We start from the raw sequence: 17,666 nt of genomic DNA, 5'->3' as shown, positions 1-17,666 counted from the left end.
TATTCATTCTCCTTTCGGGGGAAAGACCCATGATTCGGGGATGTGCTTGTACAGGGCGCTGACTTCGCCGCCGCCTATAACGTCGGGCGCGTATATGTCATACGAGGGTTCTTTCGTCTGAAAGAACGTGCCGCTTTCGTCAACGACGTGTATCTCGCCCGTAACGGTCACGCTGCGGCCGTCCCTGCTTTTTGTGTTGAAGCTGACGGTATCGCCGACCTTGTAAAGCGGTTTTCGGCTCATATCAGTCACCTGTTTCGTATACGATCTTTCCGCCGCAGATAGTATATACCACCCTGCCTGTGAAGGTCTCGCCCTTGAACACGGTGTTTTTCGACTTTGAGTGCAGCTTCTGCGGCTCGACAGTCCATTTCATTTCGGGGTCGAAGATGCAAAGTTCCGCGCTCTCGCCCTCGGCTATCTTCACTTCGGGCAGCTTTAAGATGTGTCTCGGGTTGACAGCCATCAGCTTCACGATGTCCGCGATGCTCATTTTGCCGCCGTGATAGAAGTGGCTGAGCGTCGCCGCAAGGGAAGTCTCAAGACCGACGACGCCGTTGGGCGCAGTCTCGAAATCCGCCTTCTTTTCAGCCTCATGGGGGGCGTGATCGGTGATGATGGCGTCGATAGTGCCGTCGAGAAGCGCTTCCTCGATAGCCTGCCTGTCGTCCTCGGTACGCAGCGGCGGAGACATTCTGTAGTCAGCGTCGCGGCTGTAGAGCTTTTCGTCGGTGTAGGTGAAGTAGTGGGGAGCGGTCTCGCAGGTGACATTCACGCCGTCGCGCTTAGCCGCCCTGATGATGTTGACGCTGCCCCTTGTGGAAACGTGGCAGATGTGGATATGCGCACCGCAGCTTGCGGCAAGCGCTATCTCGCGGGCGGTGATGTAATCCTCGCTCGCCCTGTCCATGCCCTTCACGCCGAGAGCCTTCGACACCTCACCCTTATTGATGATGCCGCCGTTGATTATCTTCAGATCCTCGCAGTGGGACGAAACGCACAGACCGTTTTTCACGGACAATTCAAGCGCCTGTCTCATAAGCTCGGCGTTCTCGACGGGCTTGCCGTCATCGGTGATGCAGAAAACGCCTGCCTTTATAAGCTCGTCGTAATCGCAGAGCTCGCCGCTCTGCATAGCCTTCGTGATGCACGCCGAGGTGTAGACGTTGATACCCGTCTGAGCGCCCTTTTCGAGGATGTACCTGACAGTCTTTGCGCTGTCAACGGGGGGCTTTGTGTTCGGCATGAGCAGAACGCCCGTAACGCCGCCTGCCTTTGCGGCCGCCGCGCCCGTGAAGATATCCTCTTTCTCGGTGAACCCGGGGTCGCGCCAGTGAACGTGCATATCGAACAGCCCGGGGACTGCGTACAGTCCCGTGCAGTCGATGACTCTGTCGGCAGGCTCGTCCACGCTGCCGATCTTAACTATCCTGCCGTCCGAAACGGCAATATCCGTCACGCAGTCGAGCCCTGTCTGAGGGTCGGCTGCGTGGATATTTTTAAGCAGCAGTTCCATTATGCGTCCTTGGTAAGGTCACGCTCGGAGTTGTAGAGGTCGAGCGTGTACTCCTTCATCTCGCAGTCGAGAACGAGGGAATCCTGTGATGCGTCAACAGGTCTGATAAGGAAGGTGCAGGTAGGCTCCATATCCTTTTCGATCTCGTCGCCCGACTTGAAATCCTTCGGCAGGTTGTAATCAAGGTTCGAGAATGCAACTTCGGAAAGTACCTTATACTTAACGAAGGGAGCGAATTCCTCGGAATAGTCATCGGGCTTCATGAGGAGCTTGAACTTGTGTCCCTTCTCGTCGAACTTGTACCAGCCCTTGGCAATCTCCTTTTTGCCTATAACGATCTGGAAGTTTCCGCCCTGGTCGAAGAGGAGCTTGTAAACCTTTTCTTCGTCAAGATCCTTGTTCATGACCTGTGTCCATGGTCCCGAAACAAGTCTTCTGCAATCGGTTCCGATGGTGGTATCGGGAGAACCGAGCACGTAGGTGCAAACGATAACTATAAGGAAAATGAGTGAGATAAAGAATATCGTGAAGAATATTCTTAAAAAGATCTTCAGTGCTTTCATGGTCTTTTCTGTCCTTTCATAAGTCGGTCAATGGGTTCAGTTGTTTTTGAGGATAGCGCCGGTGTTGCCCGAGGTAACGAGCGAAGCATAGCGTGCGAGGTAGCCCGTGGTGATCTTCGGCTGTCTGGGCTGCCAATCGGCTTTTCTTGCGGCAAGTTCTTCATCGGAGAGCTTGACGTTGATGGTGTTTGCGTTTATATCTATGGAGATGATATCGCCGTCACGAACGAGCGCGATAGGACCGCCTACCGCAGCCTCGGGCGAAACGTGACCGATCGACGCACCTCTCGTAGCGCCGCTGAATCTGCCGTCTGTGATGAGTGCTACCGACGAGCCGAGACCCATGCCCATGATAGCGGAAGTCGGGTTGAGCATCTCTCTCATTCCCGGGCCGCCCTTAGGACCTTCGTAGCGGATGACAACAACGTCGCCGGCAACGATCTTGCCGCCTCTGATAGCCTCGATAGCGTCCTCTTCGCAGTCAAAGCACTTAGCGGGGCCCTCATGCCTGAGCATTTCGGGAGCAACAGCGCTTCTCTTTACAACGCAGCTGTCGGGAGCAAGGTTTCCTCTCAGAACTGCGATGCCGCCTGTCTGGGAATAGGGGTTCTCGATAGGTCTGATGACCTCAGGGTCGCGGTTCTTGACGCCCGAGATGTTCTCGCCCACGGTCTTGCCCGTGCAGGTGATGATATCGGTGTTGAGCAGATCCTTCTTGGTCAGCTCGTTCATTACCGCGTAAACGCCGCCTGCCTCATTGAGGTCTTCCATGTAGGTGTGACCTGCGGGAGCGAGGTGGCAGAGGTTCGGGGTCTTAGCCGAGATAGCGTTTGCGATGTCAAGGTTCAGGTCGATGCCGCACTCGTGAGCGATTGCGGGCAGATGGAGCATCGAGTTTGTGGAACATCCGAGTGCCATATCAACGGTCAGCGCGTTCATGAACGCCTTTTCGGTCATGATGTCACGGGGACGGATGTTAGCTCTGTAGAGTTCCATTACCTGCATACCTGCCATCTTCGCGAGCTTGATGCGCTCGGAGTAAACAGCGGGGATAGTGCCGTTTCCTCTGAGACCCATGCCGAGGACTTCGGTAAGGCAGTTCATGGAATTTGCGGTGTACATACCCGAGCAGCTGCCGCAGGTAGGACAAGCCTTGTTCTCGAACTCGTCAAGACCTTCCTGGTCGAGCTTGCCTGCCGAGAAGGAACCTACCGCCTCGAACATACTCGAAAGGGAGGTCTTCTTGCCCTGAACGTGTCCTGCGAGCATCGGACCGCCCGACACGAAGATGGTCGGAACGTTCACTCTTGCGGCTGCCATCAGCAGACCCGGCACGTTCTTGTCGCAGTTGGGGATCATAACGAGAGCGTCGAAGTGGTGAGCGAGCGCCATGCACTCGGTGCTGTCCGCGATAAGGTCGCGGGTAACGAGCGAATACTTCATGCCCTGATGACCCATAGCGATGCCGTCGCATACCGCGATAGCAGGGAACACAACGGGAGTACCGCCGTTCATCGCAACGCCGAGCTTTACGGCTTCAACGATCTTGTCGATGTTCATGTGACCCGGCACGATCTCGTTATAGGAAGAAACGATACCTACGAGAGGTCTGTTCAGCTCTTCCTTTGTCATGCCGAGCGCGTTGAACAGCGAACGCTGCGGAGCCTTATCCGCGCCGTCGCAGAAGAACGATCTGTTTTCATTTGCCATTTTTATTACCCTCTTTATATAAAATATTTTTTGTTTACGGATAATGCAGTTTTCTTATGCCGAGATCTCAGCCGCATTTTACTATGGAGCCGATGTTGACGGCATTGAGCCTGATGTAGTCATGATGCCACAGCTGAGCGATCTCCTGCGGCAGTCTGACGGTCTGTTCCGCACGCTGTTCGGAGCTGATGCGGTATTCGTCCGCCGCGTGCTGAAGTGCCTGAGGTATCAGTGTTACCAGCATCTGTCTGACCTCTTTTTCCGCGTCGGTGATGAGTATCCCTTCGCGGCTGACGCTGTAGAGCGCGTCACCGCTGAGCTTCACGCCGAAGTGACCGTCCGAGAAGCCTATATTGACAGGCGACGGCGTACCGAAGCTGACTGCGAGAACTGTTCCTGCCGCAGCGACCTCGTTAGGGTCGGAGGATGAGGTCTCTTCAAACTCATCGGAGAGCTGATCTTCTTTCTTTTTATTTGTGAACATCGTTCTGTCTGCCGAGCCGTTGAGCTTACCGTCGTCAAGCAGATCGGCGACTTTGTCAAGCAATCCCATGTGCGTTTTCCTCCTTTTTTTGATTCCTTTCTTTTGACGCCCCGCCGCCTCTGTCATGATGAGTACTCGGGGGGCTTTATTTTTTCTCCCTTTTTACAAATGTGTTCCTAAGATAAATCAGAATTTAGAGCCTTAAAATGATTTCCAGAGTTTCATTGATAATTGTTTCAAGTTCTTTTGCACCGTCAATCACATAATCAGAATTCGGTAAAATATTCTCCAGCATCTGAACATAACAAGGTCTTGCAAAATTCAGATATGTATTCATTTCTTTACAAATATCATCCGCAGAAGACTCTTTCATATCTCTAAGCACTCTTCGCGCCATTGCGATGTCCAACGGTGTATCAATAAATATACAGCAGTCCAGATAATCCTTCATCATTTTATTCTTATATGCAAACGGATAATCCAACAGCAGATAATCATACTCTCGGCTGTTGATGATTCTGTCAGCATCTGCTTTTAATGGTGATAAATCCCATACATTATAAAATTCCTCAGGTTTCGAGACCCATTGGGTAAAGTCATCGGGTTCACCGTCGAATGAGTAGTCATCAAAGTGAAGCGATGCTGTTCTTGGAAGTCTGGATTTTATAGCGTTTACGACTGTTGTTTTTCCACCTGCTGTGACGGCGCCGATTGCTATTATTTTCATTGTCTGCTCCTATAAATTCCGATTTTTCCTATTAATAACACAAAAGTAAAAAAGGACTATTTTTTTATACGGATCAGTGGGCAAGGCCTAAGAAAGCCGCGCCGATAATTCCTGCGTCGTTGCCGAGCTTCGCGATAACGATATCGGTATTCTTCTTGGAGTTTTTGGTGTAGATCTCCTTAGCCACCTGTTCCTTGAGGGGCAGCAGCAGGGGATCGCCCTCGTTGCAGACGCCGCCGCCGATGCAGAGGATGTCGGGCTGGAAGATGTTGATGGTGTTCGCGATGCCGCAGGCGAGGTACCATATGTACTTGTCAACCACAGCCTTGCCTGCCTTGTCGCCCTCACGCATAGCGTTGAAAGCGGTGCGTGCGGAGACCTTGCCCATCTCCTCGCTCATCTTGTTCATGATGGAAGTCTTGTCCTCTTCCATAGCCGCCTTGGTCATGTTCACGAGACCTGTTGCCGAAGAGAACACCTCGAAGCAGCCCTTTCTGCCGCAGGTACACTGGGGACCGTTCGGGTCGATGACGGTGTGACCGATCTCCGCGCCCGCGAAGTTCGAGCCCGAGTAGATCTTGCCGTCGATGATGATGCCGCCGCCGACGCCCGTTCCGAGGGTGATGCAGACCGCGTTGTTCGCGCCCTTTGCCGCACCTGCCACATACTCGCCGTAAGCCGCCGCATTAGCGTCGTTCTCGACGTAGCAGGGCTTGTCGATGAAGGTCTTCATCAGCTCCACAACGTGGAAGTCAAGGAAGCCGAGGTTGTTCGAGTACTCGATAACGCCGTCGGCGGAGTTTGCGGTACCGGGGGTGCCGATGCCCACCGCCTCGATCTGGTCGAGGGTAAGTCCTGCCTGCTTTACAGCTTCGAGTGCTACCTTTGCCATGTCAGCGCAGATCTCCTCAGCGGGACGGGGCAGATTGGTCTTGCAGGTAGCCTTTGCAACGATCTCGAATTCCTCGGAAACGACACCAGCCTTGATGTTGGTTCCTCCGAGGTCTATTCCGATGTAGTATTTCATTTATTATTCCTCCGATTTCTTGGTTTTAAAAAGGATCATCAACTCTATAATGAGCTGGACCGTAGATAACGCGCCCATAGCCGCGAAAGTCCGTTTCAGCCCCTTGTTCTTTGCGAGAAATGCACCTGTAAAATACGCGTTCACCGCAAAGAGCGGTATTATCACCGAAAGTATTGTTCTGTTTTTCATGGTATCAGACCTTTGTGAGTACGAGCTTTGCCTTGCCCTCGATGGTGTAGCCGCCCGTGCCTGCCGTGATGAACACGCTGTTGCCCTTGTAGAGCTTTATCGTACCCTCGGGCAGACCGTTCTCGGAGACCTTGCCGCCGTTTTCGGAGTGCTGTACCGCAAGCTCGCTGTCGGCTGTCACCGTGCCCTCGCCCTCTAAAACGAGCAGGCTGTTGAAGCTGGTCGCGTCGGCGGTCAGGTGAGCCTTGCCGTCGATGTCGAGCACGTAGGTGGTGAAGTACTCACAGCTCGCCATCAGCTTCGAGGTGTAGCCCTCGTGCTGTTCAACGGGGGTATCGGGGTACTGCTCGGCAGGTGCGAGCTTTGTCACGTCCTTAGCCTTCTCGACGTGAAGCTCTCTCGGCTTGCCGTCCTTGCCGACTCTGCCGTAGTCGTAGATGCGGTAGGTGGTGTTGGAGTTCTGCTGTATCTCGGCGATGAGGATGCCCTTGCCGATAGCGTGGAGCGTGCCTGCCTTGATGAAGAATACATCGCCCTTGTGGACGGGAACATTGTTCGTGACTTCGAGCAGGGTGTTGTCCGCGATGCGCTGTGCGAACTCTTCCTTGCTTATCTCGTGCCTGAAGCCGTAGAGAAGCTCTGCGCCCTCGTCGCAGTCAACGATATACCACATCTCGGTCTTGCCGTACTCGCCCTCGACACGCTGAGCATAATCGTTATCAGGGTGTACCTGCACCGAGAGGTTGTCCTTTGCGTCGATGAGCTTTATCAGTATCGGGAAGTTCTCGAACTTATCGCAGTCGGTTCCGAGAACGCCCCTGCCATGCTTTTCGATGTACTGTTCAAGGGTAAGTCCCTTGTCCTCGCCGTCAGCGACCACCGAAGCGCCGTCCTTGTGGCAGGAAAGCTCCCAGCTTTCGGCGACCTTGTCGAAGTCGCACTGCTTGCCGTACTCATCGCGGAGTCTTGTTCCTCCCCACAGGTAATCCTTAAAAGCAGGGGAGAGCCTGAAAATAGCCATAATATACCATAACCTTTCTCGCCCATGCCTCAATGCCCCTACAAAAACACGCAGAGCATATCCGCATAAGACCTGAATCATAGTTATTATACCATAATATACTTATAGATGTCAATAGAAATAGCGCTACTTTCGCAAAAAAAGGCTGTATGACGGGGGCAGCAGGGGCATACTGTAAAATATTCCTACTAAAGCGCTATGAAATAGCTCCCGATATGTTCAAACTGCCGAAATGATATAATTCCTATTGACAAAGTAGGATAGACGTGATATAATTACATCATCGAAAGCAAACACACAAAACCTATCTGCTAAAGGGGAAATGAAAATATGAAACTTTATACAAGGCGAATGTGCCGCTGATCTTTTATAACACGAACATCAATAAAAACCGAACTATCATTAACGGATCATAAACCAAAAAACTTAAATTTGAAAGGAAAGATCATCATGGCAAACTATAAATTTGAAACCTTACAGCTCCACGCAGGACAGGAAGCTCCCGACCCCGTAACCGACGCAAGAGCGGTTCCGATATACCTCACTTCTTCCTACGTGTTCCACAACTCGCAGCACGCTGCCGACCGTTTCGGTCTGAGAGACGCAGGCAACATCTACGGCAGACTCACCAACCCGACTCAGGGCGTGTTCGAGACCCGTATCGCCGCACTCGAAGGCGGACTTGCTGCTCTGGGTGTAGGCTCGGGCGCGGCTGCTCTGACCTACGCTATCCAGGCTGTAGCTCACAAGGGCAACCACATCGTAGCCGCAAAGAACATCTACGGTGGTACATACAACCTTCTGAAGCACACTCTTCCCGAGTACGGCATCGAGACTACCTTCGTTGACCCCTTCAACCTCGAAGAGCTTGAAGGCGCTATTCAGGAGAACACCACAGCCGTTCACATCGAGACTCTCGGCAACCCGAATTCCGAGGTCGTTGATATCGAGGCTATCGCAAATATCGCTCACAAGCACGGCATCCCGCTGATCGTGGACAACACTTTCGCAACTCCTTACCTCGTAAGACCTATCGAGTATGGCGCTGACATCGTTGTTCACTCGGCTACCAAGTTCATCGGCGGTCACGGCACCACCATCGGCGGCGTTATCGTTGACTCGGGCAAGTTCGACTGGGCAGCTTCCGATAAGTTCCCCTGGCTGACCGAGCCCAACAAGAGCTATCACGGCATCAGCTTCGCTAAGGACGTCGGCGCAGCAGCTTACATCACCTACATCCGCGCTATCCTGCTGAGAGACACAGGCGCTACACTGTCTCCCGTTCACGCGTTCATCTTCTTACAGGGTCTTGAGACCCTCTCGCTGAGAGTTGAGCGCCACGTCGAGAACGCGCTCAAGGTGGCAGAATTCCTCGCATCCCACGAAAAGGTAGCGAGCGTGAGCCATCCGTCCCTCTCTACCGACCCGAAGCAGCAGCTTCTCTATAAGAGATACTTCCCCAATGGCGGCGGCTCGATCTTCACTTTCGAGATCAAGGGCGGCTCCGAAGAGGCTCAGAAGTTCATCGACAGACTCCAGCTCTTCTCGCTGCTGGCAAACGTTGCCGACGTAAAGAGCCTTGCTATCCACCCTGCATCCACGACTCACTCCGAGTGCGACGAAGCTGAGCTCGCAGAACAGGGCATCAAGCCTAACACCATCCGCCTGTCAATAGGTACCGAACACATCGACGACATAATCGCAGACCTCAAGCAGGCTCTCGATTTCTAAACAGTGCGTGCGGGGCTTAGCTTGGGGAACCCTTTCTGAAGAAAGGTTCTCCCCTTGCCGTGCGAAGCTAAGGCGCCCCCCCATTCCAAAGACTTTTAATATGTTGTTCGTTTTTTGTGGTCGGGAAGATAGTCCCTTGTTATTTCAGAAGAGACCATCTGACAATTTCCGCAAATGAAGCGTAAACCACCATTGAACGTCTTTTTGGCAAGATCAAGCTAAATAACAGAAGAACTACAATCTTTTCTGCCTCTGCAAAGTAAGGAAGAATCACTTAAGGCAACACCGCACAACCACCGGCTCGCGCCTTTGCACGTCATATGCCGTATCAAGCATAAGCTTGATACACATATTATTCCGTCATATTGCCCAAATTCTCCTTGACTTGTGTCAGCAAGCCTGCGTCGAATTTAGACAATCTGACGAAAAATCTGTGGCACCAGCTTCGCTGGTGCGGCGCATCTGACGCACAATGGTCGTGCGGTATTGCCTTAAAGCCAAAAAGTATTAAAAGTTTTAGTGAGGGAGTTTGGGGGAGGACCCTTTTTCAAAAGGGTCTCCCCCAAGAGAAACCCCACGGCGTACAGCGAATAAACAAGACATACAAGCCAACCTTTCGGAATATAGTTGAAAGCACCGTCTGCTGCTCGGAAACGGCAGGCGGTGTTTTTGCTTTTGACTGCGATTGTTAAGAAAAAGTTAAAAAATGCGCTCTGTTATGGACGAACGCGGCATTTCGTGATATAATAAATATCGTAGTATGCGTATAACACGGGGGTGATGTGACGGTGAAAAAAGAATATCTGATAGATGCCGCTGCTGAGAGGGTCTATCAGAATCAGTCCGAGGGTTATCGCAAGGCTTTCACTGAGTGGAGAAATGCGGCGAAGAACCGTTTCGGCTACAGCTTTGTTCACGACAGCCGTGAGCACACCTATGTTGACGGTGAGGGTTTTGCGGACGAGCAGTGCCGTGCGGCAGAGCTGAGGTCGCTCCATGCCTGTCTGCAACTTCTCGGCAGTCTGATGATACTGTATTTTCTGCTGGAGCAGCTGGTGTACCTTGCCATGAAGGTAATGTTCGAGAAGCCGCATCTGGGCTGGATATACTTTTCCGACCGCGGCATACAGCCGTATGTCATTTCCGACGAGCTGTACCTGTACTGTTCGCTGAGAGTGCTGATGGCGGTCGCCATGATAGTGATACCGCTGATGCTGCTGAGGCTCCCTGCGAAGGTCGTGATGCCTGCGGAGAAACAGCCGCCCGAAAAAGCGGTGTATCTCATCTCGGTGTTCTTTGTGGCGGTCATCATACTGCACACAGCCGACATCGGGCTCTGCACGTTCATGGGAAAGCTGGGCATCGACAGTCAGTACTATCTCTACAGCTCGGGCGCGGAGCTGCCTGCGCAGGTGCTTTACATAGCCATCGAGATGGTGGTGATACCGATACTCATGGAGATACTTTTCCGAGGGATTATATTGCAGCTTTTCCGTCAGTTCGGGGACTTCTACGCGATATTCATTGCCGCGCTGGCGCAGGCGTGCTGTTATCATGAGCCTTCAAAGATCATGATGATGTTCCTCATTTCCGCGCTCCTGGGCGTTGTTGCGATAAAGTCGGGCAATATCATACTTTCGATGATACTCAGGGTGGTGTCGCTGAACCTTATCCTTTTCCTCAACAACCTGTCGAACGAGCGCTACGATGCTGCCAACCTCATTACCTCGAATATCATCAGCATCGGCGTGCTCATGGTAGCCTTTACTCTGATGTTCGCCATGAGAGTCCGTTCAAAAAAGCCCTTCGTGCTCGAACATGACAGTACCGAGCTCACCTTCAAAAGCAAGCTGAGACAGTTCGTGAACGCGCCTGTGGCGGTCATCTGGTTTATCTGCGTAATGCTGGCGATGATACTTTCGGTGGAGTTCGTATGACTGACGAAGAGATAATGAGACGCTGCATCGCACTGGCGGAAAAAGCCACGGAGAACGGCGATGTGCCCGTGGGTGCGGTGGTCGTGAGACGTTCGTCAGGCGAGATAGTCGGCGAGGGGTACAACCGCCGCGAGGCTGACGGATGTTCGCTGGCGCACGCCGAGCTGATGGCGATAAAACAGGCATCGGAGACCCTCGGCGGATGGCATCTGACCGACTGTGCGCTGTACGTGACGCTCGAACCCTGTGCCATGTGCGCGGGGGCGGTGATAAACAGCCGCGTTGATGAGGTGATATGGGGTGCTTCCGACCCGAGGTTCGGGGCGTGCGGCTCAAAGATAGACCTGTTTTCGCTGGGGTTCAATCACACGCCCGCAGTCCGCAGCGGAGTGCTCGCGGACGAGTGCGCGGCACTGCTAAAGTCTTTTTTCAGGAAGCTGCGTGAGCGCGGCAAGCGCAGGTCAAGGGGAGGTGACGTGAATGACTGAATACTGGGATCTTTTTGACGAGGAGCGCAGACCCCTCGGCAGGACGGTGATCCGCGGCGGCATGGATCCGATGAGCGGAGAGTATCACGTAGTGGTCATGATCGTCACGATGAATTCCCGCGGACAGGTGCTCTGCACGCTGCGTTCGCCGCAGAAGAGCAACTACCCGAACGTGTGGGAGTTCACCGCAGGTTCGGTGTTCGCAGGCGAGGACAGCCTTTCGGCGGCGGTCAGGGAGCTGAGGGAGGAAACGGGCATCGCAGTCCGTCCCGAAGAGCTGGAACTGCTGATGACCGTCAAGGAGAGCACCGCCTTCATCGACTGCTATTTCGTAAGGCGCGACGCGGCGCTTGAAGAGCTGACCCTTCAGGAGGGCGAGACTTCGGACGCCCGATGGGTCTCACGCGCCGAGTTTGAGAACCTTATCGCCCGCCGAAGGGTAGCGTTCCCCGTGGCGAGGCGGTATCATCAGCTGTATGACTATCTTATGCAGGAAGGATTCCTGTAAAAAAGACCGATCACCGTGAAGATGATCGGTCTTGTCTTTTGTTAGTTAGTCAGTCTTAGTTGCCGTTGTTGCCTGTTCCTCCGAGAGGTACAGCCTGAGCAGCGGTAGCGCCATTAGCGTCGTTATAGACTCTCCAGATAACTTTCTTGTCCTTGTAGTTCTCCCAGGAAATAGGATCGGGATACTGTCCGAAAACAGGGTTATCCTCAGTCTCAGGGTCATACGAACCCGACCACTGAACATAGAAGCTGTCAATGTCGTTGATGGTAGCGCCTGCTACCCATACGAGTCCCGAGCTGATGCCGTTCTGTGCGAGCATCTCGAATACTGCCTTCTGGTTAGCGTTCTGCGGAAGGATGGGAGGATTTCGGCAGTCAATGATATTGTCGCCGTAATCGTCCAGAGTGTCGCTCAGCGACTGACCCTTCTCTGCATCCTGCATGGTAATGAACTCCGCAACTGCGTTGTATGCGGTCTTAGCATTACCGTTTGCTGTCTTGAGCCGTGATTTTCTTACGTAATTAAGCATAGACGGAACAAGTATAGCCGCCAGTACGCCAATAATCGCAATTACAACCACAAGCTCGACAAGCGTGAAACCGTTTGCCTTTTTCATAGTAAAATACCCCCTCTTGTATTTGACTACTGCTGTGTTAAGTTGTGTTTGTATGGTATAATTACCTATTGTGATTATACCACAAACGTTTTCTGTTGTCAAGACGGCGAGAATAAATATGTTTTATACATATCCATTTTCTGCTTTTTAGACAAACCGAGGTAGGTATTTTTGTTACATTTCAGCGGTATTTCATTCTTTTGGGCTTGTATCCCGCGTCTGATACGGCTTTTTTCAGGACGCTTTCATCGGTGTCCTTGTCGAGGGTGATGTAGGCGCAACCGTTTTCGAGAGACACCTCGGCGCGGACTCCGTCGATGGCGTTCAGGGCTTCGCTGACGTGGGCGGTACACTTTTCGCACATCATGCCGCCTATCTTCATGACCAGCGTCCCTTCGGCGGTCTCGGCTGCGAAGGGCGGCTTGAACAGGTTGAGCCGCAGGGCGTTGGTCACCACGCAGAATGAGCTGAGGCTCATTGCCGCCGCGCCGAACATCGGGTCGAGCTTCAGCCCGAAGAACGGGTAGAGAAGTCCTGCCGCCACGGGTATGCCCACCGAGTTGTATATCAGCGCCCAGAAGAGGTTCTGCCTGATGTTGCGCATGACTGCGCGGCTGAGGGATATTGCTGCCGCCGCGTCGCGGAGGTCGCTCTTCATCAGCACGATGTCCGCCGAATCCACCGCGATGTCGCGTCCTGCGCCTATGGCGATGCCCACGTCCGCCGCCGCAAGTGCGGGAGCGTCGTTCACGCCGTCGCCTATCATCGCCGCCGTACCCTGTTTTTGCAGCTCACGCAGCAGGGAAGTCTTGTCCTCGGGCAGCAGCGACGCGTGGACCTCGTCGATGCCGAGCTCTGCCGCTATCGTTTTCGCTGCCTGTTCGCTGTCGCCCGTCAGCATAACGGTCCTGATGCCCATTTCCCTGAACGCCGCCACAGCCGCTTTCGAGGTCGGCTTCACGGGGTCTGCGAGAGCGGTAACGCCGAGCGCTTTTCCGTCGGCAGCCGTAAACAGCGCAATACCGCCTTTTTTTGCGGTCTCGTCGGCGAAGCTTTCGAGCGCCGACACATACACCGAGTGCTGTTCCATCAGTCTGCGGTTGCCGATGAGCACCCGTCTGCCGTCCACCGTACCCGAGATGCCGCCGCCTGCGGTCTCGGCGTAGTCGGAGCAGGGGAGCGCTTCGATATCGTTTTCCCTGCAATAGTCGGCAAACGCCTTCGCGAGGGGGTGCGAGGAATTTTTTTCGAGGGAGCAGCTGAGCCGCAGAAGCTCGTCCCTGCCGCCTGTCGCCATCACGTCGGTGACGGCGGGTACGCCCTCGGTGCAGGTGCCTGTCTTGTCGAGTATCACCGTGCTGACCGAGTGGGCGGTCTCAAGGCTCTCGGCGGACTTGACGAGGATGCCGAGCTGTGCGCCCTTGCCCGTTCCCACCATGATGGCGGTCGGGGTCGCGAGCCCCAGCGAGCAGGGGCAGGAGATGACCAGCACCGATATAGCCATGTTCAGCGCGAAGGCGATGTCCTTTCCCGCGATGAGCCACGCCGCGAAGGAGACTGCCGCGATGCCGATGACCACTGGCACGAAAATTCCGCTTATCCTGTCGGCAAGCCTTGCGATGGGGGCTTTTGAAGCGGCGGCTTCCTCCACCAGCGCTATCATGCGCGAGAGTGTGCTGTCTTTTTCGGCGCGTTCACAGCGGCATTTCACGAAACCGCCCGATGTCACCGATGCGCTCATCAGCTTGTCGCCGACCGTTTTTTCCACAGGCAGGCTCTCGCCCGTCAGTGCGCTCTGGTCAACGGTGCAGCTGCCCTCGACGACCTCGCCGTCGCAGGGTACAGAGTCGCCTGCCCTCAGCAGGAAAATCTCGCCCACCCCGACTTCCGAAGCCGCCACCGTGACCTCTTCGCCGCCGCGGATGACCTGAGCGGTCTTGGGCGCCAGGTCTGCGAGCTTGCTTATCGCCTCGGTCGTCCTGTTCTTGCTTCGGGCTTCCATGTATTTCCCGACGGTGATGAGGGTGAGTATCATGCCGCAGGACTCGTAGTAGAGGTTCATCATGCAGCTGTGTGCCGCGTTCATGTCGCCGTGGCCGATGAGATACGCCATGCGGAAAGTCCCGAGCAGCGAGTACCCGAAAGCCGCCGTGGCGCCGAGGGCGATAAGGCTGTCCATGTTCGGGGCGCGGTGTATCAGCGTCTTGAAGCCGTTCCTGAAATAGTGGGTGTTGAGGGCGATTATGGGGATGGTCAGCATCAGCTGGGTCAGCGCGAAGACCATCATGTTCTCATGACCCGTGAATATCAGAGGTATCGGCAGACCAATCATGTGCCCCATGCAGAGATAAAACAGCGGCAGGAGAAATCCCACCGACCAGACAAGCCTTTTCCTCATACTGCCGAGCTTATCGGCGGCGGGAGCGGCAGGCTCGGCGCCTTTCTCGGCGGCTGTGTAGCCTGCATTCCCCACCGCTGTGATGATATTCCCGACCGAGCACTCGGCTTCGTCGAACTCGACCTGCATGGTGTTTTGCAGCAGGCTGACGTTCACCGAGCGCACTCCGTCAAGCTCTCTGACTGCTTTTTCGACGTGTGCCTGACACGCCGAGCAGGTCATCCCGCCGACGTTGAATTTCTGTGACTGCATGATACCTCCTTTATAAGCCGCGGCTTATCCCAGCGGCTGGTACTGTGCGATGTTCTCCTGTTCAAAGCTGTGCGACTCGTGGTAGAGTGCGAGTGCGCCGTCGAGAAGCGGCAGCAGAAGAGCTCCGCCCGTTCCCTCGCCAAGACGCAGACCGCCGTCGATGACAGCGTGTTTACCCACGAAAGCCAGCAGGGTCTTTGCGGAAGGCTCGTTGGAGCAGTGGCTCGCGAACATATAGTCCGCGGTAGTCGGGCAGATGCCGACCGCCGCCGCGGCTGCCGCCAGCGAAGTCACGCCGTCGATAACGATGGGCATATGGTAGTATGCGCCGCCGAGGAACAGACCCGTCATGGCGGCGATCTCATAGCCGCCGAGGCAGCGCAGGATGCCGAACGTATCTCCGATATTGTCGCGGTTGGCTTCAAGTGCGCGGTTGATGGCGCTGAACTTGCGGTCGAGACCCTCATCCGAGAGACCTGCGCCGCGACCCGTCACCTGTTCGGGGAACAGCCCTGTGAGAGCGGCGGTCATAGCGGCGGTAGCGGTAGTGTTTCCGATACCCATCTCGCCCGAAACGATGATATCCACGCCGTCCTCCTTCAGCAGTTCGACCATGTCGATACCTGCCGAGATAGCCTGACGCACCTGTTCGAGGGTCATGGCAGGCCCCTGAGTGATGTTCGCGGTGCCGTCAGCAACGTGTTTTCTGATAAGGCTCGCGCTGTAGGCTTCGTTTGAAAGCCCCACATCCACGGCGTAAACATCGGCGTTCACTGTCCTTGCGATGACGTTGATATTCGATCTGCCGTCCGCGATAGCGTCGGCGCAGATAGCCGAGATCTCGCTTCCGCACTGAGTAACGCCCTCTTCGACAACGCCGTGGTCGCCGCACATTACGACGACGGCGCGTTTTCTGAGTCTGACGTCACTTGTCTCCTGGATAGCCGCCAGCTGACAGACCATATCTTCGAGATGGCCGAAGCTGCCGAGGGGCTTGGCGATGCTGTCCCAGCGAGCCTTTGCCTCCTGATATGCGTTTTTGTCTACGGGAGTGATATTGACTATACGTTCCATATTTAACACCTTACTTTCGCTGTACGTTCAGCTATGATATTGATCCGAATACTATTATACCACACAATACTGATAAAATCAAGCAAAAAAAGGAGCTTGTCCTAAGACAAGCTCCTGTATGAGCGAAAAATTACTCGTTGATCTTGGTAACAACGCCCGAACCTACGGTTCTGCCGCCCTCACGGATAGCGAAGCGGAGACCCTCTTCGATAGCGATAGGAGTGATGAGCTCAACGTCCATAGCTACGTTATCGCCAGGCATGCACATTTCCTTATCAGCAGGAAGAGTGATAACGCCGGTAACGTCAGTAGTTCTGAAATAGAACTGAGGTCTGTAGTTGTTGAAGAAAGGAGTATGACGACCGCCCTCTTCCTTCTTCAGAACGTAAACCTGACCAGCGAACTTGGTGTGGGGGTGAATGGAGCCGGGCTTGCAAAGAACCTGACCACGCTCAACCTGATCTCTGGTGATACCACGGAGCAGTGCGCCTACGTTATCGCCTGCCTCACAGAAGTCCAGAGTCTTTCTGAACATCTCAAGACCGGTAACAACAGTGGTCTGCTTCTCGTCGGAAAGACCAACGATCTCAACCTGCTCGTTAACGTTCAGTCTGCCGCGCTCTACTCTGCCGGTAACAACGGTACCACGGCCGGAGATGGTCATAGTATCCTCGATAGGCATAAGGAAGGGCTTAGCATCGTCTCTCTCAGGAGAAGGAATGAACTCGTCAACAGCCTCCATGAGGTCGAGGATCGGCTTGTAAGCCTCGTTGGACAGATCGTCCGGAGCCTCAAGAGCAGCAAGTGCGGAACCAACGATGATCGGGGTGTCGTCGCCGGGGAAATCGTAGCTGGAAAGCAGCTCACGGATATCCATCTCAACGAGCTCGAGCAGCTCAGGATCATCAACCTGGTCAGCCTTGTTCATGAATACAACGATTGCAGGAACGCCAACCTGACGAGCGAGCAGGATGTGCTCTCTAGTCTGAGCCATAGGACCGTCAGAAGCAGCAACAACGAGGATCGCGCCGTCCATCTGAGCAGCACCGGTGATCATGTTCTTAACATAGTCAGCGTGTCCCGGGCAGTCAACGTGAGCGTAGTGACGCTTGTCAGTCTCATACTCAACGTGTGCAGTGTTAATTGTGATACCACGCTCTCTCTCCTCAGGAGCCTTATCGATCATATCGTAAGCCTCGTACTGAGCCTGACCCTTCATAGCGAGAGTCTTGGTGATAGCAGCGGTAAGAGTGGTCTTGCCGTGGTCAACATGGCCGATGGTTCCGATGTTAACGTGCGGCTTGGTTCTTTCAAATTTAGCCTTTCCCATGGGAATTCCTCCTTAAAAATAGAATATAGAGTTAGCTATACAAGTGTATAAAGCTATTATAACACACTTTAAACAGATTTTCAAGGGGTTTAGCA

At 54.0% G+C, this 17,666-nt stretch carries 17 protein-coding genes; 4 read left to right on the top strand and 13 right to left on the bottom strand.

The window, feature by feature from the left end:
- Positions 1–3: 3 nt before the first annotated feature.
- The 9 genes from BT142_RS03855 to BT142_RS03815 all read right to left on the bottom strand — a co-directional run bounded on the left by BT142_RS03855 (position 4) and on the right by BT142_RS03815 (position 7,237).
- Positions 4–243 carry a hypothetical protein gene (locus tag BT142_RS03855; protein ID WP_072416887.1) on the bottom strand — a complete coding sequence of 80 codons (240 nt, stop codon included), beginning with the start codon at positions 241–243 and terminating at the stop codon, positions 4–6.
- Between the two features lies 1 nt (position 244).
- Entirely contained in the window at positions 245–1,516 is a 1,272-nt protein-coding gene (locus tag BT142_RS03850) for a dihydroorotase (protein WP_072416886.1), read from the bottom strand.
- Positions 1,516–2,079, bottom strand: a complete 564-nt coding sequence (locus BT142_RS03845) for a hypothetical protein (protein WP_072416885.1) — start codon at positions 2,077–2,079, stop codon at positions 1,516–1,518. The genes BT142_RS03850 and BT142_RS03845 overlap by 1 nt, the downstream gene beginning before the upstream one ends.
- Before the next feature lie 36 nt (positions 2,080–2,115).
- The gene (gene ilvD, locus BT142_RS03840; RefSeq protein ID WP_072416884.1) at positions 2,116–3,789 is read right to left on the bottom strand and encodes a dihydroxy-acid dehydratase; all 1,674 of its coding nucleotides are present in this window, start codon (positions 3,787–3,789) and stop codon (positions 2,116–2,118) included.
- 67 nt (positions 3,790–3,856) lie between these two features.
- Positions 3,857–4,342: a hypothetical protein gene (locus tag BT142_RS03835; protein ID WP_072416883.1), complete on the bottom strand. Its 486-nt coding sequence runs from the start codon at positions 4,340–4,342 to the stop codon at positions 3,857–3,859.
- A gap of 124 nt (positions 4,343–4,466) precedes the next feature.
- Entirely contained in the window at positions 4,467–5,000 is a 534-nt protein-coding gene (locus BT142_RS03830; protein WP_072416882.1) for a nucleoside/nucleotide kinase family protein, read from the bottom strand.
- 73 nt (positions 5,001–5,073) lie between these two features.
- Entirely contained in the window at positions 5,074–6,027 is a 954-nt protein-coding gene (locus BT142_RS03825) for an ROK family protein (RefSeq protein WP_072416881.1), read from the bottom strand.
- A gap of 3 nt (positions 6,028–6,030) precedes the next feature.
- Positions 6,031–6,216 carry a hypothetical protein gene (locus tag BT142_RS03820; RefSeq protein WP_072416880.1) on the bottom strand — a complete coding sequence of 62 codons (186 nt, stop codon included), beginning with the start codon at positions 6,214–6,216 and terminating at the stop codon, positions 6,031–6,033.
- 4 nt (positions 6,217–6,220) lie between these two features.
- Entirely contained in the window at positions 6,221–7,237 is a 1,017-nt protein-coding gene (locus BT142_RS03815; protein WP_072416879.1) for a type I phosphomannose isomerase catalytic subunit, read from the bottom strand.
- Positions 7,238–7,687: 450 nt separating this feature from the next.
- Here BT142_RS03815 and BT142_RS03810 point away from each other — a divergent pair, with 450 nt between their 5' ends.
- The 4 genes from BT142_RS03810 to BT142_RS03795 all read left to right on the top strand — a co-directional run bounded on the left by BT142_RS03810 (position 7,688) and on the right by BT142_RS03795 (position 11,901).
- Positions 7,688–8,968, top strand: a complete 1,281-nt coding sequence (locus BT142_RS03810; RefSeq protein ID WP_072416878.1) for an O-acetylhomoserine aminocarboxypropyltransferase/cysteine synthase family protein — start codon at positions 7,688–7,690, stop codon at positions 8,966–8,968.
- Between the two features lie 788 nt (positions 8,969–9,756).
- Positions 9,757–10,905: a CPBP family intramembrane glutamic endopeptidase gene (locus tag BT142_RS03805; protein WP_072416877.1), complete on the top strand. Its 1,149-nt coding sequence runs from the start codon at positions 9,757–9,759 to the stop codon at positions 10,903–10,905.
- Entirely contained in the window at positions 10,902–11,393 is a 492-nt protein-coding gene (gene tadA, locus BT142_RS03800; protein ID WP_072416876.1) for a tRNA adenosine(34) deaminase TadA, read from the top strand. Before BT142_RS03805 ends, tadA begins: the two co-directional genes overlap by 4 nt.
- Entirely contained in the window at positions 11,386–11,901 is a 516-nt protein-coding gene (locus tag BT142_RS03795) for an NUDIX hydrolase (protein WP_072416875.1), read from the top strand. The genes tadA and BT142_RS03795 overlap by 8 nt, the downstream gene beginning before the upstream one ends.
- A gap of 55 nt (positions 11,902–11,956) precedes the next feature.
- On the opposite strand, the gene BT142_RS03790 is transcribed toward BT142_RS03795, so the two are convergent.
- The 4 genes from BT142_RS03790 to tuf form a co-directional block, all read right to left on the bottom strand.
- Complete coding sequence (locus tag BT142_RS03790; protein ID WP_072416874.1) at positions 11,957–12,517, bottom strand: type II secretion system protein; 561 nt, start codon at positions 12,515–12,517, stop codon at positions 11,957–11,959.
- 181 nt (positions 12,518–12,698) lie between these two features.
- Entirely contained in the window at positions 12,699–15,167 is a 2,469-nt protein-coding gene (locus BT142_RS03785; protein WP_072416873.1) for a heavy metal translocating P-type ATPase, read from the bottom strand.
- Between the two features lie 24 nt (positions 15,168–15,191).
- Positions 15,192–16,241: a nicotinate-nucleotide--dimethylbenzimidazole phosphoribosyltransferase gene (gene cobT, locus BT142_RS03780; RefSeq protein ID WP_072416872.1), complete on the bottom strand. Its 1,050-nt coding sequence runs from the start codon at positions 16,239–16,241 to the stop codon at positions 15,192–15,194.
- 130 nt (positions 16,242–16,371) lie between these two features.
- Positions 16,372–17,571 (bottom strand): elongation factor Tu, encoded by a 1,200-nt coding sequence (gene tuf, locus BT142_RS03775; RefSeq protein WP_072416871.1) that lies wholly within the window; start codon positions 17,569–17,571, stop codon positions 16,372–16,374.
- Positions 17,572–17,666 lie beyond the last annotated feature (95 nt).

The organism is Ruminococcus sp. YE71 (assembly GCF_900119155.1).
In the GTDB taxonomy this organism is placed as follows: domain Bacteria; phylum Bacillota; class Clostridia; order Oscillospirales; family Ruminococcaceae; genus YE71.
Note: the sequence above shows the minus strand (reverse complement) of the source record. Positions and strands in the feature narration are given on the sequence as shown.